Genomic DNA, 20,952 nt, shown 5'->3' with positions numbered 1-20,952 from the left:
TTCCATGATCCTGCGACACCGCGGTCGCGCCGAGTTCGTCCGCTTGATCGAACGGCGCACTCGCTGTTCGTTCACCCCGACGATTCGCACCGTCAGGGCGGCCTCAGCGGCCCGAGGGACGGCCGAGCTGCTCCCGGAAGAGCCGCTGCACGTTCCCGCCGAGCACGCCGAGGATGTCGGCCTCGGCCCACCCCCGGCGCAGCAGCGCGTCCGTGATCAGCGGCAGGCCCTCCGGCCCCTCGAGCCCCGGAAGATACACGTCGGCGGGGACGCCCTGCACCTCGGTGACCACGCAGCACGGCGGCGTGGTCTCGCCGATGACCTCCCGCACGAAGTCGGGCCCGAGGCCCACGTGCTCGCTCCCCGCGATCGCCGCGATGTGCTCGAGATGATCCACGAGCCGGTCGATCGTGGCGGGCTCCTCGTCCAGGAACGGCGCGAAGAAGTTCGCGCAGATCACGCCGCCGCCTGCGGCGATCGCGGCGAGGTGCTCATCCGAGAGGTTGCGATGATGGTCGCGCAGCGCCCGCGCCGAGGAGTGCGTCGCGATGACAGGCCGCGTCGCGATCTCCAGCACGTGCGAGACGCCCGCGGCGCCGAGGTGGCTGAGGTCGACGAGCATGCCGACCCGCTCCATCTCGCGCACCGCCGCGACGCCGGCGCCGGTGAGCCGGCTGCGGGCGGCATCCTCGCCGGACCCGTCCGCGAAGGCCCCGCGGCCGAAGTGGGTCAGCGACCCCACGCGTACGCCCAGGCGGTGCATCGTCGTGATCAGCTCGACGTCGGCGTCGAGACCCGGCATGCCCTCGAGCGCAAGCACGAGGGCGATCCGCCCGTCCGCGATCGTCCGGTCCACGTCCTCACCCGAACGGCAGAGCGCGACACGACCAGCGTTCTCCTCTGCGAGGCGGTGCGCCGCCTCGATCATGCGCAGAGTGCGCCGCAGTGCTCCCTCGGGGCGGTACGGGTCCTCGATGAACACGGGGAGCACCTGCAGATCCACCCCGCCCGACTCGAGCTGCGGCAGCCAGCGCTCGCGGAAGAAGCTCCCCCAGCGCTCGGGCGGGCGCGCCACGACCGCGCAGAGCAGGTCGTTGTGGGCATCCGCGACCACGGCACGGCGATGCAGCGCCCCCGTGAAGGACAGCGCGGTCACGAGGACACCCGTCGATCCGCCCTGCCGGTATGCAGGAACAGCGCTCTGCCCGCGCCGTCGTCGCCGAGGAAGGCGACCGGCTGGCGGACCCCGCCCTCCGCCTCGACAGGGAGCAGCACGTCGCCGCGCCAGCCGACGAGCTCGGTCCGGAACGGCAGGTCGCCGAGATCGGCGACGACCCCGTGCGGGACGCGGTCGAGCCAGACCCGCCCCTCCGCGGTCCGGCTGATCGTGGTCAGGGCCGTGCTCGAGGCGTAGCGGCCGACGAAACGGTCGGCGTGCGGGGGCGGGGAGCCGGCCGGAGCCGGGGCGGGTGCCGCAGCGATCCCGGCGAGCTCCTCCAGCACGGCGTCGACGAGCGCCGTGAAGATCGGATGCGGTTCCCCGCCGTTCGCGAGAACGGCGACGGCCACGCCCTCCTCCGGCAGCACCCGCAGGCTCGCGGACTGACCGATCGTGTTGCCATCGTGGCCCGGAATCGTGCGCCCCTCGCGGGCGAACAGCTCCCAGCCGAGCCCCCAGGCGGCGCCCTGGGCGATGTCGGGAAGGACGATCTGCGCGGTACGCATCGCCTCGACCGTCGCACGGGAGAGCAGGCGGGAGCCGTCGGAAGCGAGCCCGTCCGCGAGATGGAGGCGGGCGAACGCGAGCAGATCGCCCGCGGTCATCGCCAACCGCGATCCCGCAGGCGCCCCTGCCCGCTCCATGGCCCACACGGTCGTCGGCGCGAACTCGCCGTCATCCTGTCCGAGATGGCCGACGGCCGCGCGGTGGAGGATCGCCTCCGACGCGTCCACCGCGGCGTGCCGCAGCCCGAGCGGGTCCAGCAGCCGTTCGCGCAGCACCCGCTCGTACGGTGCCCCGCGGAGGACCTCGACGATGCGGCCGAGGGTCGAGAACCCCGCGTTGTTGTAGGAGAACATCTCGCCGGGGGCGAAGAGCTGCGGCGTCTCGGCGAGGACCCCGACATAGGTCTCGAGGGCGTCGTCCCCGTCGCCCGTGTCGACGAAGACGTCGCCCTCGAAGCCCGCGGTGTGACTGAGCAGGTGCCGCGGCGTGATCGCAGCGGCGGCCTCCTCGTCGGCGACCCGGAAACCCGGAAGCACCTGCTGCACCGGTGCGTCCAGGTCGAGCAGGCCCTCCTCGACGAGTTGCATGACCAGCGTCGCGGTGAAGACCTTGGTGATGGACCCGATCTGGAAGACGGATGCGGTGTCCGCCGCGACGCCGGTGCCGCGATGGAGCACCCCCGCGGCGTAGGCGAGCGTCTCGTCGCCGACGCCGATCGCGAGCGAGACGGCCGGCACACGGTGCCGCGCCATCAGCGCGGGGATGCGCTCCTGGACCCAGGCCTGGACGGTGGCGAGCTGCGACATGGTCCTCCTCGACGTCGACTCACCTCGAGGCTAGAGCCCGGCGCGCCCGCCCGATTCGTCGGTCGGCACCAGTCCGAGGCCGCCGGATCGTCCGGGCCGCCAGCCCGTCACGCGGCGATCGCGTGCGCGGCCTCCCGGTCCAGCAGGCGGCGCTTGACGTCCTCGCCCCAGGCGAAGCCGCCGAGGGTGCCGTCGACGCGCAGCACGCGATGGCAGGGCACGAACAGGGCGGGTGCGTTGCGCGCGCAGATCGAGGCGGCGGGGCGCACGGCGCCGGGCTTGCCGAGGGCGACCGCGAACTCGGTGTAGGTGAGCGGCTCACCGGGGGCGATCCGTCGGAGCGCCTCCCACCCCGCGCCCTGCATCTCGGTGCCGAACTGGCGCACCTCGACCGCGTCGATCGCGGCGAGGTCGCCCGCGTAGTAAGCGGCGACGGCGTCCGCCGCGGCGGTGGCGCCCTCGACGACCTCCGCCGGACGGTTCTTCTCGGCGAGGCGATGCAGGATCGCCTCGTGGTCGGTGGTCCATCCGGAAGCGAGCACGCGGTCCTGCTCGTCGGCGAGGATCGTGAACGGGCCGTCGGGGGTGTCGATGGTCTGGATGATGGCGGTCATTTCGAGCCTTCCGTGATCGAGATGGTCTGAGTGGTCTTCGGAGTCTTCGTGGTCTTCGGGATCTTCGGGGGCTTCGCCGGGACCGCGCGCCAGAGGTGCGCGGTGAGGTAGCTGCGCCAGGGCGCCGTGCGGGCGGCCCACGCGTCCAGGGGCCCGGCCTCGGAGGGGAGCCCTGCGCCGCCGGCGCCCGCGCGGGCGGCGACGTCGCCGGGCAGGAACACGTCGGGGTCGCCGAGCACGCGCATCCGGACATAGTCGGCCGTCCACGGTCCGATCCCCGGCATCGCCAGCAGCGCGGCGCGCTGCGCCTCGCCGTCGTCGCCGAGCGTCAGCCGCAGGGAGCCGTCGGCGAGGGCCGCCGCGGCACCGGTGACGGCTCTGATCCGCGCCGCGGGACCTCGCAGCACCTCGTGCCCGTGCTCGGCGATCGCGGCCATGGTGGGAAACAGGATCCCTTCTCCCTGGGCGTCGCCGGTGGATCCGACCCGCTCCCCGAGTTCCTGCGCGAGCAGCGTCAATGCGGTGCGCGCCGCAGCGACCGTGATCTGCTGCCCGATCATCGCGCGGATGAGCATCTCGTGCGGATCCGCCGCTCCCGGCACTCTGATGCCGGGAACCCGGGCGACCAGCGGCGCGAGGTGCTCATGCGCGGAGAGCGCGGCGTCGACGGCCAGCGGATCCGCGTCGAGGTCGAACAGCCGCCGTGCGCGGGCGACGAGGGGCGCGAGGTCGCCGAGCTGCGCCAGGCGGGCGCGCAGGTGCAGGCGATCGGCGTCGTCGAGGCTCAGCTCGAACCAGCCGGGCCCGCCGCCGAGCCGCAGGTGCCGCGAGAAGCGGCGCTCCCCCACCTCCTCGACGCCGGGAAGCGCCCGCGCGCGCATCCACGCGAACAGACCCTCCGCGTCGAACGGCTTGCGGTACGGCAGCAGCAGATCGATCTCACCGGGCACCGCGGTCGCGGCGGCCAGCGCATCGCGGCCGTGTCGCCGGGCGCGCAGCTCGCCCGGCGCGAGGCCGAACACCTCGCGCACGGTGTCGTTGAACTGGCGCACGCTCGCGAATCCCGCGGAGAACGCGACGTCGGCGATCGGCAGGTCGGTGCCGACCAGGAGCATCCGGGCGGTGTGCGCACGATGGGCGCGGGCGAGCGCGAGCGGTCCTGCTCCGAGTTCTCCTGCGAGCAGCCGGGTGAGGTGCCGGGAGGAGTATCCGAGTCGTGCGGCGAGTCCTGGAACGCCCTCGCGCTCGACGACGCCGTCCGCGATCAGGCGCATCGCACGCGCGGCGACGTCGCCCCGCAGATTCCACTCGGGAGAGCCGGGGGCCGCCTCCGGCAGGCAGCGCTTGCAGGCGCGGTAGCCGGCCTCGTGCGCGGCGGCGCTCGTGGGGAAGAACGTGACGTTCTCGGGCTTGGGGGTGCGGGCAGGGCAGCTCGGGCGGCAGTAGATCCCGGTCGAGTGCACGGCCGTGACGAACTGCCCGTCGAAGCGGGTGTCGCGCGCGTCGATCGCGCGGTACCGCTCGTCGAAGGTCATTCCGGGGAAGCTCATGCCTCCACTCTGGCACGTCCGAAACCCGCAGGCTCGCGGAAATCGGACATGACAGTGCGCGCCAGTCCACGATCCCTCGTCGCAACAACAAAGGACGATTGCACGTCTGCAGGACAGGATCCGTGGATCCGTCCTGCAGACGTGCAATCGTCCCGCAGAGTTCGACCTGGGGCGCCTGCCCCGCTCAGCCGAAGCCGGGGCCGGGGCCGGGGCCGGGGACGCCGACTCAGTGGAAGAAGTGGCGCTCGCCCGTGAAGAACATCGTCACGCCGGCCTTGCGGGCGGCGTCCACGACCTCCTCGTCCCGGACGGATCCGCCCGGCTGCACGATCGCGGTGACGCCCGCGTCGATGAGCACCTGGGCGCCGTCGGCGAACGGGAAGAACGCGTCGGAGGCGGCGACGGATCCGGCGGCGCGGTCGCCGGCGCGCTCGACCGCGAGGCGGCACGAGTCGACGCGATTGACCTGGCCCATGCCGACGCCGACCGTGGCGTTGCCCTTGGACAGCACGATCGCGTTCGACTTCACGGCGCGGCATGCCTTCCACGCGAAGATGAGGTTCTCCATCTCGAGGTCGTCGGGGCGCTCGCCCGAGACGAGCTCCCAGTTCTTGGCGACCGAGACGATGTCGTCGGGGAACCGGTCCGCATCCTGCAGCAGCAGGCCGCCGGAGACGAGGCGCACGTCCATCTGCTCCTGCTGCCAGTCGTCCGGCAGCTGCAGCAGACGCAGGTTCTTCTTCGCCTTGAACACCTCGAGCGCCGCCGGCTCGAAGGCCGGGGCGACGATGACCTCGGTGAAGATGTCCTTGAGGTTCTCCGCCATCTTCAGCGTCACGGTGCCGTTCGCGGCGATCACGCCGCCGTAGGCCGAGACGGGGTCGCACTCGTGCGCGCGCAGGTGCGCGCTCGCGATCGGATCCAGGGCGTTGGGCGCGGTCGTCGCGATGCCGCACGGGTTGGCGTGCTTGATGATCGCGACCGCCGGGTGGACCATGTCGTACGCCGCGCGCAGGGCCGCGTCGGCGTCCACGTAGTTGTTGTACGACATCTCCTTGCCCTGCAGCTGCGTGGCCTGGGCGATGCCGTGCCCGCCCGCGCGCGTGTAGATCGCGGCACGCTGGTGCGAGTTCTCGCCGTAGCGCAGCGTGGCGAGGCGCTCCGCGTTGATCGTGAGGTGCTCCGGCAGCTCGCTGTCGCTCGACAGCGTGCCGTCGGAGAACCACTGCGCCACGGCCGTGTCGTAGGCGGCGGTGTGCGCGAAGGCGCGGGCGGCGAGCTCGCGACGCTGGGCGAGCGTGGTGCCGCCCTCGTCGAGCGAGCGGACGAGCGACGGATACGACTCGGGCGACACGACGATCGCGACGTTCGCGTGGTTCTTCGCGGCGGCGCGCACCATGGCGGGGCCGCCGATGTCGATCTGCTCGACCACGTCGTCGCCGACCGCGCCGGAGGCGACGGTCTGCACGAACGGGTAGAGGTTCACCACGACGAGCTCGAACGGGCTGATCCCCCGCTCCGCGAGCTGACGCTCGTGGTCCTCGAGCCGCAGGTCGGCCAGCAGGCCGCCGTGGATCGCCGGGTGCAGCGTCTTCACGCGCCCGTCCAGCATCTCGGTGACGCCGGTGACGGCCGCGACATCGGTGACCGCGAGGCCCGCGTCCCGGATGGCCTGCGCGGTGGATCCGGTCGACACGATCTCGACGCCGTTGTCGGCGAGCGACTGCGCGAGCGGCACGAGGCCGGTCTTGTCGCTGACGGACACCAGGGCGCGGCGGATGCGCACGGCGTCGCGGGGGCGGTAGAGGGACGGATCGTGGGCAGGACCGGCCATCGGGTTTCCTTCCGGGTAGGCGTCAGTTTCTCGTCAGCGGCCAGCGGCCGAGGGGGATCCGAGATCGTGGGGGCGGGCGCCGAGTTCGAGGGATCCCTCGGCGATGCGGCGGACGACGTCGATCAGCAGACGCCGCTCGACGGGCTTGATGCGCTCGTGCAGGGAGGACTCGGTGTCCCCCTGCTGCACCGGCACGCGCTCCTGCGCGAGGATCGGTCCGCTGTCGACGCCGTCGTCGACCACGATCACGCTGGCCCCGGTCTCGCTCGCGCCGGCCGCGAGCGCGTCGCGCACGCCGTGCGCTCCGGGGAACTCGGGGAGGAAGGCCGGGTGCGTGTTGATGATGTGCGGAGCCCAGGCGGCCACGACGTCGCGCGGCAGCAGGCGCATGAGCCCGCTCAGCACGATGAGGTCCGGTCGCCAGACCTTGAGCTGCGCGTCGAGCTCCGCGCCCCACGCCTCGCGGCTGTCGAAGGCCTCCCAGGGGACGACGAAGGAGGGGATCCCGAAGGCCTCGGCGTGCGCGAGCCCGTCGGCTTCGCGATCGGCCCCGATCACGATGACGCGCGCCGGGAATCCGGGGTCGGCGGCCGCGTCGAGGAGGGCACGAAGATTCGAGCCGGTGCCCGAGATGAGTACGGCGACCGTCAGCACCCAGACAGTCTAGCCGGGAGGCCCCGGCCGCCGATCACGTGAGACGGTCCGCCGACCGGTCCCTGTCGTCGTCGATCCGGGCCGCCTCGACGTCGCCGTGGCGGCGCGGTGCGAGCAGCAGGATCCCGGCGCCGACGAGCACCTCGAGTCCGAGCGCGAGCGCGAGCGGACCCGGATCGGGCCCTGCGACGGCGAGACGTCCCGGCCCGAGGGATCCGTGCGACAGCGCCGCGAGCAGTGCGCCGAATCCGCCCGCGAGGGCGGCGATCCCGAGAGCAGTCACCGCGCGCGGCACGATCCCGGCCTCCACGCCCGCCGACACCTGCCGCGAGCGGATCACCCACCCCGCGAACGCCCCCGCGGCGATCGGCAGGAGCACGACGACGAGCGCCCACGGCGACGAGCTGTCCGGCACGAGACCCAGCAGCGGCACCCCCGGCACGACGCCCAGCACGGTGCCCGCGGGAGAGACGGCGGTGCCCGCGCCGATCGCGAAGCCGGGGCCCGCGATCCAGGCCACCGCCCACGCCACGAGCGTCGGCACGTACGCGAGCTGGGCCAGGCCGATCACGACCACGCCGAGGCCGTCGGCACGCAGCGACTCGAAGAGAGCCACGCTCTGCCCGCCGCGGACGATTCCGGCGATCGCCACGGCGAGGCCTGCGGCGCCGACGACGCCGGCCATGGCGACCGCGGCTCCTCGCACGATCTCGCCGGGAACATGGGCCCAGTCCGGCCAGCGGTCCAGCGCGTCCTGCACCCGGTCGATCACGCCGCCGTCACCCTCGCTCCACGCCGTCGCGACCGCCCCGGCGAGAGCACCGCACAGGAACACGAGCGGCGGGAACAGGATCGCGAGCCAGAGCGGCGCCTTCAGCGCTCCGAGGCCGCCGGTCAGCGCGGCGAGCGCGGAGATCACCGCGAAGGTCGCCGTTCCGCTCAGGACGCCGGAGATCCAGGATCCGGCGAGCGCGGCCCTGCGGCCCGACCGCGCCGCGAAGATCGCCGTGAAGCCGAGGAACAGCAGAGGAGGCACCGAAAGGGCGAAGGACGCCGCGGACGGATCCAGTCCGACCGCGCGCACGAGCGCGTCAGGAAGGACGACGGAGAGCGGGACGCCGTGGCCGAACTGCCAGAGCGTCGCGGCGCTCGGCCAGAGGGCTCCCCAGTCGGCGTTCGTGCCGAACGCGACGGCCCAGATCACGGCGAGGGGCGCGAGCAGCACGGCGAGACCGATGGCCGCCGCGACGATCGCATCGACCGCCGCCAGGAGCACGATGAGGAGGCGTTGCATGACGGATTCGAGCCTACGTGCTCCGCCCCGCGCTCCACTGCGGGCGCGCGGGCCGCGATGCCGACGGCGCGGAGGCGCCCTTCCCCACGATACGGTTTTCCGCGGAGGTCCCCCCATGACTACAGTCCCCCCGCCCGTGTCCGACCCGGTCACCGCCGAGCCGAAGAACGCCGTCGATCGCTTCTTCGAGATCACCAAGCGCGGATCCACCATCGGCACCGAGGTCCGCGGCGGCATCGTCACGTTCGTGACGATGGCCTACATCGTGATCCTCAACCCGATCATCCTGTCCACCCCGGACGTCGCAGGGCACACACTGCCGGGCGGAGCCGTCGCCGCGGCCACGGCGCTGACCGCCGGCGTCATGACGATCCTGTTCGGACTGATCACCCGGCTGCCGTTCGCGTTCGCCGCCGGCCTCGGCATCAACGCGTTCCTCGCCTTCACCGTGGTCGGCTCCGTCACCTGGGCCGAGGCGATGGCGCTCGTCATGATCAACGGCGTCATCATCGTCCTGCTCGCCGCGACCGGCCTGCGCAAGCTCATCTTCGACGCGGTTCCCGTGCAGCTCAAGCTCGCGATCACGGTCGGCATCGGCCTGTTCATCGCCTTCATCGGATTCGTGAACGCCGGTTTCGTGACCTCGACGAAGCAGGCCTCTCCTCCGGTCGATCTCGGCGTCGGCGGATCCGTCGCCTCCCTCCCGACTCTGCTCTTCGTGCTCACCCTGCTGATCGGCGGCGTGCTCATCGCGCTCCGCGTCAAGGGCGCGATCCTCATCGCGCTCGTCGGCGGCTCGTTGCTCGCCGCGATCCTGAACCTCATCTGGCCGTTCGGGCAGGACTTCGGCTTCACCGGCAGCATCGTCGGCCTCCCCGACCTGAGCCTGATCGGCCGGGTCGACTTCGGCTTCGACCTCGCGAAGGTCGGCGGCGTGACCCTGGTGATGTTCATCTTCACGCTGCTGTTCTCGAACTTCTTCGACGCGATGGGCACGATGACCGGCCTCGCGAAGGAGGCCGACCTCGCCGACGAGAAGGGCGACTTCCCGCGCATCAAGTCGGCGCTCGTCGTCGAGGGCGTCGGCGCGATCGTCGGCGGCGGCACGTCCTCCTCCTCCGCGACCGTCTTCGTCGAGTCGGGCGCCGGCATCGGCGAAGGAGCGCGCACGGGTCTCGCGACGACGATCACGGGCGTGCTCTTCCTGCTCGCGATGTTCTTCACGCCGCTCACCGCCCTCGTGCCCAGCGCCGTGGCCGCCGCGGCACTGGTGCTCGTCGGTGCGATGATGCTCTCGCAGATCAAGAACATCGATCTCGGCGACTTCCGCGTGCTGCTGCCGGTCTTCCTCACGGTCACCGTCATGCCGATGACGTACTCGATCGCCAACGGCATCGGCGCCGGCTTCGTGAGCTGGATCGTCGTGAACGCCCTCACCGGCCGGGCCAGGACGATCCACCCGTTGCTCTGGGCGGTCGGCGTCGGGTTCGTGCTGTTCTTCGCCCGCGGCCCCATCGAGGCACTGCTCGGCGCCTGATCTGCCCGGATCCGCGGGGATCCGCCCGGATCCGTCGAGGCCCCCTCACAGCGTCGAGGCCCCCTCCTGGGAACGCTCCTGGGAGGGGGCCTCGATCCTGGGAGGGGGCCTCGACGTATGCGGAGCACGCCCCGCCGCCCGCCGGCCGCGCCGTCAGAGCGCGAGCGGCACGCCGGGCTCCGGCAGGCGCAGCCGGTCCGCGAGACCCGCATAGCCGAACTCGCGCACGAGGCGCTCGCGGGTCTCGGAGAAGTGGTGCCAGCCCTCGGCGTGCACGGGCACGATCACCGCGTCGCCGAGCTCTCGTGCGGCCGCGACCGCGGTGCGGGCGTTGAGGGTGAGGTCGGCATCGCCGAAGCGCCCGACGTTGGCCGCCCCGGCGAACAGCACGGCGAGGTCGATCCGACCGACCCGCTCGGCGATGGCCGTGACGACATCGACCGAGGCGTTGTCGCCGGAGACGTAGACCACGGGCTCCCCCGGCGCGCTCAGCACGAAGCCCGTCACGGTGCCGGAGAGCTCCTCCGCCCCCTCCGGACCGTGCAGCGCGGGCACCGCGGTCACCTCGACATCGCCGAGACGATGCGTCTGCCACGGGGCGAGTCCTGTCACGCCTTCGACGCGTTCCGCCGCCTCAGGCGTGGACAGCACCGCGCCGGCGCGAGGCAGGAAGGCGCGTCCCGCCTCGTCGAGGTTGTCGGGGTGCTGGTCGTGCGAGAGCAGCACGGCGTCGATCTCGCCCACCTGGTCGGCGGTGAGCGCGGGTCCGCTCAGCTTGTGCAGCGCGATGCCGCCGTCGTAGCTGCGCGGCGCGTCGAACGTCGGGTCGGTCAGCAGGCGCACGCCCGCGTACTCGATGATCGCGGTCGGTCCGCCGATGAGGGTGAGGGTCACGGAGTTCTCGGTCATGGATCCATCGTGTCCGCATCGCCGGCACCACGGGAGTGGCCCTGGTGACACCTTTCGATAAGATCGGGCCATGCGCACCGCCGCCGTCCTCGCCTTCCCGGGGATCAGCCCCTTCCACCTGTCCGTGCCGCTCATGGTGTTCGGCGGCGTCGGCGTGCGCTCGGTCGAGGCCGCGTACCGCACCGTCACGGTCGCGGAGGAGCCGGGGCCGGTGCGCACCGCCGCCGGCCTGGACCTCGTCGTGACCGAAGGACTCGACGCCCTCGCGACCGCGGACCTCGTCGTGATCCCGAGCTGGGAGCCGGACCTCGCGCCCAGCGCCGCGCTCCTCGACGCCGTGCGCTCGGCGCACGCCCGCGGCGCGCGGATCCTCGGCCTGTGCCTCGGCGCCTTCGTCGTGGCCGCGAGCGGCATCGCCGAAGGCAGGGAGGTCTCCACGCACTGGTCCGCGGGGCCGCAGCTCGCCGCGCGGCATCCCGAGCTCACCGTGCGCTGCGAGGCTCTGTGGACGGATCTCGGCGACGTGGTCACGTCGGCCGGGGTGGCCGCGGCTCTGGACTGCTGCCTGCACATCGTCCGTACGGAGCTCGGCAGCGCCGTCGCCGCCGACCTCGCGCGCTCGCTCGTGATGGCACCGCATCGGGAAGGTTCGCAGGCGCAGTTCCTCTCCCGCCCGCTCGCCGCCGACCGGAACGGCGACGAGATCGACCAGGCGATCGCCTGGGCCCTGGGGAGGCTCTCCGAGTCGACGCCGATCGACGACTGGGCGGGCGCCGTGCACCTGTCCCGCCGCACGTTCACCCGGCGCTTCCGCGATCGCACCGGCACGAGCCCAGGAGACTGGCTGCTGCAGCGCCGCCTGGACGAGGCGCGCCGGCTGCTAGAGGCCTCCGACCTGCCCGTCGACGCCGTCGCGCACCGCACGGGCTTCGGCAGCGCCGTGACCCTGCGCCACCACTTCCGGGCGCGCTACGGCACGACCCCTGGCGCGCACCGCAGGGCGTTCGCGGACCCCTTATGACAGAGTCGTCCCCGTCAGCGCACGCTCTGGGGTGCGCTGACGGGGACGACTCGGATGATGCGGTGCCTTACAGGGCGGCGTAGACCTCGCGCAGCAGGGCAGCGGTCTCGGACGGCGTCTTGCCGACCTTGACGCCGGCGGCCTCGAGGGCCTCCTTCTTCGCCTGCGCGGTGCCCGCGGAGCCGGAGACGATGGCGCCGGCGTGGCCCATGGTCTTGCCCTCGGGAGCCGTGAAGCCCGCGACGTAGCCGACGACCGGCTTGGTGACGTTGGCCTTGATGAACTCCGCCGCACGCTCCTCGGCGTCGCCGCCGATCTCGCCGATCATGACGATCGCCTTGGTCTCGGGGTCGGCCTCGAACGCGGCGAGCGCGTCGATGTGCGTCGTGCCGATGACCGGGTCGCCGCCGATGCCGATCGCGGTGGAGAAGCCCAGGTCGCGCAGCTCGAACATCATCTGGTACGTCAGGGTGCCCGACTTCGAGACGAGGCCGATCGGGCCCTTGCCGGTGATGTTCGCCGGGGTGATGCCCGCGAGAGCCTCGCCCGGGGTGATGATGCCGGGACAGTTCGGGCCGATGATGCGGGTCTTCCCGCCCTTCTCGACCGCGTACGCCCACGCCTCGGCGGAGTCGCCGACCGGCACGCCCTCGGTGATGACCACGAGCAGCGGGATCTCGCTGTCGATGGCCTCGACCATGGCGTCCTTCGTGAACGCCGGCGGCACGAAGGCGACCGACACGTTGGCGCCGGTCTTCTCGATGGCCTCGGCGACGGATCCGAACACCGGCAGCTCGACGACGTTGCCGTCCTTGTCCGTGTGCGAGACCGTGGTGCCGGCCTTGCGCGCGTTCACGCCGCCGACGACGTTCGTGCCCGCCTTCAGCATGAGGGCGGTGTGCTTGGTGCCCTCGCCGCCCGTGATGCCCTGGACGATGACCTTGGAGTCCTTGTTGAGGTAGATCGACATGTTCCTAGTCCTTGTCTCGTCAGGGGGTCAGGCGTTCGCCAGCTCGGCGGCCTTGTCGGCGCCCTCGTCCATGGTGGCGGCGAGCGTGACGAGCGGGTGGGCGGCGGCCTTGAGGATCGCGCGACCCTCCTCGACCTGGTTGCCGTCGAGGCGCACGACGAGCGGCTTGGTGGCCGTGTCGCCGAGGATCTCGAGGGCCTTGACGATGCCCTCCGCGACGGCGACGCAGCTGGTGATGCCGCCGAAGACGTTGACGAAGACGCTCTTGACCTGCTCGTCGCCGAGGATCACGTCGAGGCCGCTGGCCATGACCTGCGCGTTCGCGCCGCCGCCGATGTCGAGGAAGTTGGCCGGCTTCACGCCGCCGTGGTTCTCGCCGGCGTAGGCGACGACGTCGAGGGTCGACATGACCAGACCCGCGCCGTTGCCGATGATGCCGACCTGGCCGTCGAGCTTGACGTAGTTCAGGCCCGACTCCTTGGCCTTGGCCTCGAGCGGGTTCTCGGTCGCCTTGTCGGCGAGCTCCTCGTGCTCGGGGTGGCGGACCTCGGAGGCGTTGTCGTCGAGCGTGACCTTGCCGTCCAGGGCGATGATGTCGCCCTCCTCGGTCTGCACAAGCGGGTTGACCTCGACCAGGGTCGCGTCCTCGCCCTTGTACACCTCGTACAGCTTCACGAAGACGTCGGCGACCTTCTCGGCGAGACCGGGCTCGAAGTTGCCGGCCTTGGCGATCTCGAGCGCCTTCTCGGGGGTGATCCCCTCGAGCGGGTTGACCTCGACGCGGGCGAGAGCCTCGGGCTTCTCGACGGCGAGCTGCTCGATCTCCATGCCGCCCTCGACCGAGGCGAGGCTCAGGTAGGAGCGGTTGGAGCGGTCCAGGAGCACCGAGAAGTAGAACTCGCGGGCGATGCGGGCGCCTGCGGCGACCATGACGCGCTTGACGACGTGGCCCTTGATGTCGAGGCCGAGGATCGCCTTGGCCGCCTCGTACGCCTCGTCGGGGTTCTTGGCGACCTTCACGCCACCGGCCTTGCCCCGGCCGCCGGTCTTGACCTGCGCCTTGACGACGACCACGCCACCGAGCTTCTCCGCCGCTGCCTTCACCTCCTCGGGGGTGTCAGCGACGATGCCGGCGAGGACCGGCACTCCGTACTTCTCGAAAAGGTCTCGTGCCTGGTACTCGTAGAGATCCACGTGCAGTCCTTCGCTGGTTGCGACGAATGGGACGCGACAGGAATTCTGTCGGGTGTCGATGTGATTCGACCCGATAGGCCAGCCTACTACCGCGGAATCACGCTTCCTGACCGTATGAACCGCCCCTTGTCTGGCCCCCGAGACGTCGGATGACTCCGGAGCCCCGCGCAGGATCCGGACAACTAGGCTCCTCCTATGACCGAGCACGCCGACGTGTCCCCCGCTCGCACCGCCGTGGTGCGCGCCGCGCTCGAGCTGTTCTCCGCCCAGGGCTTCGACTCGACCTCGGTCGAGCAGATCGCCAAGGCCGCAGGCATCTCGCGCTCCACGTTCTTCCGCCAGTTCGGCGGCAAGGACGATGTCGTCTTCGCAGACCATGAGGAGCTGCTCGACGGGCTGCGCCGCTACCTGGAGCGCCCGCACGCGAACCCGTGGACGGCCGTGTGCGACGGGTCGCTGATGGTCTTCCGCTCCTTCGCCGCCGATCCGGAGATGGCGAGGCTGCGCTACCAGGTGGTGCGCGAGGTGCCCACCCTGCGCGACCGCGAGATCGTGACCGTGTTCCGCTACGAGCGCCTGTTCGACGAGTATCTGCGCCGCTCGATGCCGGATCTGGATCCGCTCGACGCGGTCGGATTCGCCGCACTCGTGACGGCCGTGCACAACCACGTGCTGCGCCGGCTGCTGCGCGGATCCCGCACCTCGGCCGCCGCGCTGCGCCGCGCCCTCGACGACGTGCTGCGCCGCTACGGCGTGCACCCCGACAGCGCCGCGGATCCCGGCGAGGACGCGGTCGTCGTCGCGGTGTTCCCGCGCTCGATGCCCATGGCGGAGATCACTCGCCGCCTCCGCGACGAACTGGACTGACCCTGCGGCGCGTCCGCCCGCCCGCATCCGCGGCGGGCGCCTTCGGCGCGCTCCGACGGGCATTCCCCCGCGCATTCCCCCGTGCACGGGATACGGCGAATGGCGGTACGCTGTCTCATGAATCTTGAGACTGAGTCTCACTCCCCGGATGGAGACCCCATGAGCAACGACGCCCTCTTCCCCGGCGAAGCCGTCACCTCCTACGACGTGACGGGACGCCGCGGCACCGACTACTACGAGGTCTTCTCCGACATCCCCGCCGCCGACCGCGCGCACTGGGAGCGAGCGCAGGCCTACGTCGACGAGGTCGGCCCGCAGATGCGGGAAGCGTGGGACCGCGCGGAGTACCCGCTCGCGGTCGCGCACCGCATGGGCGAGATGGACCTCGTCGTGGACGGCATCGTCCACCCCGCCCTCACCCGGATGAGTCCACTCGCGGCGGGCCTGGTCAACATGGAGATCTCCCGCGGCGACGGCTCCCTCGGCACCGTTCTCGCCGTGCAGGGCGGCCTGGCCCTGCGCACGCTCGCGCTGTTCGGCAGCGCGGAGCAGCAGGAACGCTGGCTCGTCGCGCTCGCCGACGGCTCCGTGCTCGGATCCTTCGCGCTCACCGAGCCCGATCACGGATCCGATTCCGTCTCGCTCGAGACCGTCGCGCGCCGCGACGGCGAGGAGTGGGTGCTGCGCGGGGCGAAGAAGTGGATCGGCAACGGCGCCTCCGGCGGCATCACCTTCGTCTGGGCGCGCGTCGACGACGAGGGCGCCGCCGAGCACGGCACCGTGCGCTGCTTCCTCGTCGAGCAGGAGCGCCCCGGCTACCAGGGCTCCGTGATCACAGGGAAGGTGTCGCTGCGCGGCATCCACCAGGCGCACATCCGCCTCGACGACGTGCGCGTGCCGCTCGACGCGGTGCTGCCGGGTACGCGCAGCTTCAAGGACGCCTCGACCGTGCTGTACGCCACGCGTTCCGGGGTCGCCTGGTCCGCGCTCGGGCACGCGACCGCCTGCTACGAGGCGGCCCTCGCGTACGCGAAGACCCGTGTGCAGTTCGGCAAGCCGCTCGCGAAGTTCCAGATGGTCCAGGAGCGGCTCACGCACATGCTCGAGGACCTGACCGCGATGCAGCTCTACTGCCGCCGAATGGCCGACATGGACGAGGCGGGCACGATCCTGCCGAGCCAGGCATCACTCGCGAAGTTCCACAACACCCGCGCCGCGCGGCGGGTCGCCCAGATCGCCCGCGATCTGCTCGGCGGCAACGGGATCCTGCTCGAGAACGGCGTCATGCAGCACATGGCCGACATCGAGGCGATCCACACCTACGAGGGCACCGAGAGCATGCAGGCCCTGCTGATCGGCCGGGACATCACTGGGATGAGCGCGTTCGCCTGACGGGCGGGCCGCTCGTCCCGGACGCACGGCCCGCGCTGCGACTCAGTCGCAGCCGCAGCCTCCGGACGGCGTCTTCACCATGAAGCAGACATCGCAGATGCCGTAGTCGCGGTCCTCGACCGGGGTGGCCTTCGGGGCGCGCGGCTCGGGCTTCGGCTTCGCGGGGGCACGGGTGCCCACGGCGCGCGCAGGACGCGAGACGCCGGCCGGTGCTCCGAGCAGCTCGCTGGGGTGCGTGACGTAGAAGTACGGCGCCCTGCCCTCGCTCGGCGCGAGCGGCAGCGCGCGGCCTGCCACGAGGACCTGCTCGTCCTCGGCGAAGCCGTTGGTGTAGGTGCGCCCGATGTGCAGGGCCGCGCCCTCGCCCCGGCGGACCGCCTCGATGTAGCGACCGCGGTCGATGAAGGTGCTGATGTCGACGGCCTCGACGATCGCACGGATGAAGTCGTGGTTGACCGGATCGATGCGCTGGCCGCGCAGTGCCTCGGCGAGCGACTTGTAGGGACGGGAGCTTCCGGTGGGGGTGGGACCCTGGACTTCGTTCATATTGCTTCAAGGATCCCACGTTCTGCTCGGTGCGTCCTGCGCGCGTGAAAGACTGGCGGCATGCCCCGTGCCACCGTCATCGGAAGCGGGCCGAACGGGCTCGCCGCGGCCGTCTCGCTCGCGCGAGCCGGCTACACCGTCGAGGTGCTCGAAGCCGGTGCCACGATCGGTGGCGGCGTACGCAGCGCCGCCGTCACGCTGCCCGGATTCGTGCACGACGTGTGCTCGGCCGTGCACCCCGCCGCCTACTCCTCCCCGTTCCTCCGCGCCTTCGGCCGGGACCGGATCGACTGGATCATTCCGGAAGCGGCATATGCGCATCCCCTCGACGACGGGCGGGCAGGAATCGCGTGGCACGACCTCGAGCGCACGGCTGATGCTCTCGGTCCCGATGCCCGCGCCTGGCGCGCGCTGCTGCGGCCGCTGAGCTCGCACATCGACGGCGTCCTGGACTTCACCGGCGGATCCCTGCTGCGGATCCCCCGCGCTCCGGTCACCGCGGTGCGCTACGGACTGCGCACCCTGGAGCAGGGCTCGGCGATGGCGAAGCGCACCTTCCGCACGCCGGAGGCGGCCGCGCTCGTGGCGGGCGTGGTCGCGCACGCGAACACCGCCCTGCCCGCGCTGAGCGGCGCCGCCGCGGGCCTGCTGCTCATGGCACAGGCGCATGCCGGGGGCTGGGCGTACCCGCGCGGCGGCGCGCAGCGGATCGCCGACGTGCTCGCCGAGGATCTGCGCGCGCACGGCGGCACGATCCGCACGGGCACGCGCGTGGTCGACCTCTCGGCGCTGGACTGGGGGGATCCGGCCCGCGGCGACGTGCTGCTGCTCAACACCTCCCCGCGGCTGGCGCTCACGCTGCGCGACGTTCCCCCGCACTACGCCACGGCGATCCGCGCGTACCGCTACGGCGCCGCGGCGGCGAAGGTGGACTTCGCGCTGGACGGGCCGGTGCCCTGGACCAACCCCGACGTCGCCCTCTCCCCGACCGTGCATGTCGGCGGCACGCGCGCCGAGGTGTGGGCGAGCGAGAACGCCGTCGCCCAGGGGCGGGTATCGGAGCGCCCGTACGCGCTCGTCGCGCAGCCCTCCGTGCTCGACGGCACTCGGGCGCCCGCAGGCAAGCAGGTGCTGTGGGCCTACATCCACGCCCCCGCGAACTCCGACGTCGACGCGACAGAGCTCGTCATCCGGCAGATCGAGCGGTTCGCCCCCGGATTCCGCGACCGCATCCTCGCGAGCCATGCCGTCACCCCGCGCCAGCGCGCGCACCTCAATCCGGCCGAGATCGGCGGCGACATCTTCGGCGGCGCGTTCACGATGCGCCAGGCCGTGGTCCGGCCGGTGCTCTCCCCCACGCCGTGGCGCACCCCGATGGCCGGCGTCTACCTCGCCTCGTCCGCGACGCCGCCCGGCCCCGGGGTGAACTTCATGGCCGGCTGGCACGCGGCGCGCACCGCGCTGGCCGACGCCGGAGAGCGTGTCGAGCTCGGGGACCTGTTCGGATCCTGACCAGTGGGCTTGCCCGATGGCCATTGAGGGCTGTCGGGCGGCAGGATGGGTCCATGCGCTACGAGATCCCCGCACCGATGCTCGCGAAGGCCGCCACGACCGTGCCGGATCCGGCGAAGTTCCCCGACGGCCTGCTGTACGAGCCGAAGTGGGACGGCTTCCGCGGACTCGTGTCCTGGGACGGCGAGACCGTCGAGATCGGGTCCCGCGGGGCGAAGCCGCTGACCCGGTACTTCCCCGAGCTCGTCGAGGCGATCCCGCGGCTGCTGCCAGGTCCGTGCCTGCTCGACGGCGAGATCGTGGTCGCCACCGGACCCGAGGGTTCACAGCGGCTGGACTGGGAGGCGCTGAGCCAGCGCATCCACCCCGCCGCCTCCCGGGTGCAGAGGCTGTCTGCCGAGACGCCCGCGATGTTCATCGCGTTCGATCTGCTCGCGGCGGGTGACGCCGATCTGCAGCCGCTGCCCTTCGCCGAGCGCCGGGCTCGGCTCGAGCAGTTGCTCGCCGACGTGCCGCACCCTCTGCACCTCACCCGCACGACGACGGATCCCGACACCGCCCGGCGCTGGCTCGCCGAGTTCGAGGGTGCAGGGCTCGACGGCATCGTCGCCAAGCCGCTGGACCAGCCGTACGCCCCCAACAAGCGCACGCTGTTCAAGGTCAAGCACGCCCGCACCGCCGACGTCGTCGCGCTCGGCTACCGCATCCACAAGAGCGGATCCGGGGTGGGATCCCTCCTCGTCGGCCTGTACGGGGAGGACGGCGTGCTGCGCCAGGTGGGCGGCGTCGCCGCCTGGAGCGACGCGATGCGCCAGCAGCTGGTCGAGGACCTCGCGCCCCTCGTGGAACGGGACGAGTCCGGCGCCGCCGTCACGGGAGACGGCGAGCGCTCGCGGTTCAGCGCATCGAAGGACACCTCGTTCGTGAGGCTGCGCCCCGAACGCGCGCTGGAGGTGCGCTACGACCAGCTCGAGGGCTGGCGCTTCCGGCACACCGTGCAGTTCGAGCGCTGGCGCGACGACCGGGACCCCCGCTCCTGCACGTACGAGCAGCTGGAGACGGTCGACGGCTACGACCTCGCCGACGTCATCGACTGACGTCCACTCCTCGTTTCGGGGCGCACTCCGACGTTTTGGGGCGCACCCGGACACGGATCCACGGCCTCACGCGCCCCAAAACAGGCAGACCCGCCCCAAACAGGCCGCCGGCTCACCTGAACACGGGCGACGGACGCACAGCGACGTCTCGGTGCCCTCCGACGTTCGCACCTCGATTCGGGGCGCACTCCGACGTTTTGGGGCGTACCCAGACACGGATCCACGGCCTCACGCGCCCCAAAACGGCCCGAGACCGCCCCAAAACGGGCCGAGCCCAGCCCCGAACAGGCCTGGCCTGACCCGCAGCGGCCGGCTCAGCGACCGGGGGTGGGCTCTCCGTTCTCGTCCCAGTTCGCGGCGACCTTCTTCGAGGGCTGCACACGCGGGGGCTCGCCGGGCATCTTGGGGAACTCCGGCGGGAACGGCATCTCGCCGAGCCCGTTCTCCACGTCGCGGTCCCACCAGCTCAGCAGCGTGTCGATGCGCCCCGGAGCGTCCTGCATGTGCGCCCACGGATCGCCGAGGTCGGCGAGCCGCTGCGGCACGGTGCGGACCGTGAAGCGCTTCGGATCCACGTCGTCCAGCTCGTCCCACGAGATCGGGGTCGACACGGTCGCGGCCGCGAGCGCGCGCGGGCTGTAGGCGCCCGCCATCGTGCGATCGCGGTTGGCCTGATTGAAGTCGACGAAGAGGCGCTCCCCGCGCTCCTCCTTCCACCACGCCGTGGTGACGCGCTCGGGCATCCGGCGCTCCAGCTCGCGTCCCGCGGCGATCACGGCATGCCGCACGGTGAGGAACTCCCACTCCGGCACGATCGGGCAGAAGACGTGCAGCCCGCGGTTGCCACTGGTCTTGATGAAGGCCTCGAGCCCCGCCTCGCGCAGCACGGAGCGCAGCTCGTGCGCCGCGGGGACCGCCTCGGCGATGCCCGTACCGGGCTGCGGGTCGAGGTCGATGCGCAGCTCCACCGGATTGTCGGTGTCGGACGCGAGCGACGCCCAAGGGTGGAACACGACCGTGTTCATCTGCACGGCCCAGACGATCGCCGCCGTCTCGGTGAGCACGATCTGCGGATGCTTGCGGCCACTGTTGTACGTGCACATCACGCTCTGCACGAAGTCGGGGGTGCCCTTGGGCGGATTCTTCGAGAAGAAGCTCTCGCCGTCGATGCCGTCGCGGTAGCGCTCGAGCGAGACGGGCCTGTTGCCGGTCGAGGTGAGGAACGGCGTCGACACGGTCTGCACGTACTCGGCGAGCTCGGCCTTGGTGATGGGGCCGCCCTCCGCATCGGGCCAGATCGCGCGGTTCGGACTGGAGATGTCCAGCGAACGGTCGCCGTCGGGGCCGGGGACGGTCAGCGTGATGCGCTCGGATGCCATGCCTCGACCCTAGGACGCGCCGCCGACGCCGCGCCAGCATCCGGGCCGGC

The 20,952-nt window shown here is 71.8% G+C and carries 18 protein-coding genes; 6 read left to right on the top strand and 12 right to left on the bottom strand.

The genetic code is table 11. The features are described 5' to 3' along the window. Window positions 1-103 precede the first annotated feature (103 nt). The 7 genes from CQ044_RS05940 to CQ044_RS05910 all read right to left on the bottom strand — a co-directional run bounded on the left by CQ044_RS05940 (window position 104) and on the right by CQ044_RS05910 (window position 8,478). Window positions 104-1,156: a dipeptidase gene (locus tag CQ044_RS05940; RefSeq protein WP_105687596.1), complete on the bottom strand. Its 1,053-nt coding sequence runs from the start codon at window positions 1,154-1,156 to the stop codon at window positions 104-106. Next, the gene (locus tag CQ044_RS05935) at window positions 1,153-2,532 is read right to left on the bottom strand and encodes a serine hydrolase (RefSeq protein WP_105687594.1); all 1,380 of its coding nucleotides are present in this window, start codon (window positions 2,530-2,532) and stop codon (window positions 1,153-1,155) included. Before CQ044_RS05935 ends, CQ044_RS05940 begins: the two co-directional genes overlap by 4 nt. Before the next feature lie 107 nt (window positions 2,533-2,639). Beyond that, window positions 2,640-3,146, bottom strand: a complete 507-nt coding sequence (locus CQ044_RS05930; RefSeq protein ID WP_105687591.1) for a methylated-DNA--[protein]-cysteine S-methyltransferase — start codon at window positions 3,144-3,146, stop codon at window positions 2,640-2,642. Beyond that, window positions 3,143-4,696: a DNA-3-methyladenine glycosylase 2 family protein gene (locus tag CQ044_RS05925; RefSeq protein WP_105687589.1), complete on the bottom strand. Its 1,554-nt coding sequence runs from the start codon at window positions 4,694-4,696 to the stop codon at window positions 3,143-3,145. The genes CQ044_RS05930 and CQ044_RS05925 overlap by 4 nt, the downstream gene beginning before the upstream one ends. A 226-nt stretch (window positions 4,697-4,922) precedes the next feature. Further along, the gene (purH, locus tag CQ044_RS05920) at window positions 4,923-6,530 is read right to left on the bottom strand and encodes a bifunctional phosphoribosylaminoimidazolecarboxamide formyltransferase/IMP cyclohydrolase (protein ID WP_105687587.1); all 1,608 of its coding nucleotides are present in this window, start codon (window positions 6,528-6,530) and stop codon (window positions 4,923-4,925) included. A gap of 33 nt (window positions 6,531-6,563) precedes the next feature. Then, complete coding sequence (gene purN, locus CQ044_RS05915; protein ID WP_105687585.1) at window positions 6,564-7,184, bottom strand: phosphoribosylglycinamide formyltransferase; 621 nt, start codon at window positions 7,182-7,184, stop codon at window positions 6,564-6,566. A gap of 34 nt (window positions 7,185-7,218) precedes the next feature. Further along, window positions 7,219-8,478, bottom strand: a complete 1,260-nt coding sequence (locus tag CQ044_RS05910) for a DUF6350 family protein (RefSeq protein WP_105687583.1) — start codon at window positions 8,476-8,478, stop codon at window positions 7,219-7,221. A 115-nt stretch (window positions 8,479-8,593) separates the two neighbouring features. Here CQ044_RS05910 and CQ044_RS05905 point away from each other — a divergent pair, with 115 nt between their 5' ends. Continuing rightward, on the top strand, window positions 8,594-10,015 hold the full coding sequence (locus CQ044_RS05905) for an NCS2 family permease (RefSeq protein WP_105687581.1): 1,422 nt from the start codon (window positions 8,594-8,596) through the stop codon (window positions 10,013-10,015). Window positions 10,016-10,168: 153 nt separating this feature from the next. Here CQ044_RS05905 and CQ044_RS05900 read toward each other — a convergent pair whose 3' ends face one another. Continuing rightward, window positions 10,169-10,924 (bottom strand): MBL fold metallo-hydrolase, encoded by a 756-nt coding sequence (locus tag CQ044_RS05900; protein WP_105687579.1) that lies wholly within the window; start codon window positions 10,922-10,924, stop codon window positions 10,169-10,171. Window positions 10,925-10,994: 70 nt separating this feature from the next. Here CQ044_RS05900 and CQ044_RS05895 point away from each other — a divergent pair, with 70 nt between their 5' ends. After that, a complete protein-coding gene (locus CQ044_RS05895; protein WP_105687577.1) occupies window positions 10,995-11,945 on the top strand; it encodes a GlxA family transcriptional regulator in 951 nt (316 codons plus the stop codon). A 67-nt stretch (window positions 11,946-12,012) separates the two neighbouring features. Here the strand turns inward: CQ044_RS05895 and sucD are convergent, their stop codons facing one another. After that, window positions 12,013-12,915, bottom strand: a complete 903-nt coding sequence (gene sucD / locus CQ044_RS05890) for a succinate--CoA ligase subunit alpha (RefSeq protein WP_045271984.1) — start codon at window positions 12,913-12,915, stop codon at window positions 12,013-12,015. Window positions 12,916-12,942: 27 nt separating this feature from the next. Beyond that, a complete protein-coding gene (gene sucC / locus CQ044_RS05885; RefSeq protein WP_045271985.1) occupies window positions 12,943-14,109 on the bottom strand; it encodes an ADP-forming succinate--CoA ligase subunit beta in 1,167 nt (388 codons plus the stop codon). 195 nt (window positions 14,110-14,304) lie between these two features. Between sucC and CQ044_RS05880 the strand changes: the two genes are divergently transcribed. After that, window positions 14,305-14,976: a TetR family transcriptional regulator gene (locus CQ044_RS05880; RefSeq protein ID WP_045271986.1), complete on the top strand. Its 672-nt coding sequence runs from the start codon at window positions 14,305-14,307 to the stop codon at window positions 14,974-14,976. Between the two features lie 159 nt (window positions 14,977-15,135). After that, a complete protein-coding gene (locus CQ044_RS05875) occupies window positions 15,136-16,368 on the top strand; it encodes an acyl-CoA dehydrogenase family protein (protein ID WP_105687575.1) in 1,233 nt (410 codons plus the stop codon). Window positions 16,369-16,410: 42 nt separating this feature from the next. Here the strand turns inward: CQ044_RS05875 and CQ044_RS05870 are convergent, their stop codons facing one another. Next, a complete protein-coding gene (locus CQ044_RS05870; RefSeq protein WP_105687573.1) occupies window positions 16,411-16,914 on the bottom strand; it encodes a hypothetical protein in 504 nt (167 codons plus the stop codon). Window positions 16,915-16,974: 60 nt separating this feature from the next. Here CQ044_RS05870 and CQ044_RS05865 point away from each other — a divergent pair, with 60 nt between their 5' ends. Both CQ044_RS05865 and CQ044_RS05860 read left to right on the top strand, forming a co-directional pair. Further along, on the top strand, window positions 16,975-18,426 hold the full coding sequence (locus CQ044_RS05865; RefSeq protein ID WP_105687570.1) for an NAD(P)/FAD-dependent oxidoreductase: 1,452 nt from the start codon (window positions 16,975-16,977) through the stop codon (window positions 18,424-18,426). 53 nt (window positions 18,427-18,479) lie between these two features. Then, complete coding sequence (locus CQ044_RS05860) at window positions 18,480-19,523, top strand: ATP-dependent DNA ligase (protein WP_105687568.1); 1,044 nt, start codon at window positions 18,480-18,482, stop codon at window positions 19,521-19,523. A 314-nt stretch (window positions 19,524-19,837) separates the two neighbouring features. Here CQ044_RS05860 and ligD read toward each other — a convergent pair whose 3' ends face one another. Beyond that, complete coding sequence (gene ligD, locus CQ044_RS05855) at window positions 19,838-20,902, bottom strand: non-homologous end-joining DNA ligase (RefSeq protein ID WP_105687566.1); 1,065 nt, start codon at window positions 20,900-20,902, stop codon at window positions 19,838-19,840. Window positions 20,903-20,952: the final 50 nt, after the last annotated feature.

The organism is Microbacterium sp. MYb64 (genome assembly GCF_002979495.1).
In the GTDB taxonomy this organism is placed as follows: domain Bacteria; phylum Actinomycetota; class Actinomycetes; order Actinomycetales; family Microbacteriaceae; genus Microbacterium; species Microbacterium azadirachtae_A.
This window is presented reverse-complemented; position numbering and strand designations above follow the sequence as displayed.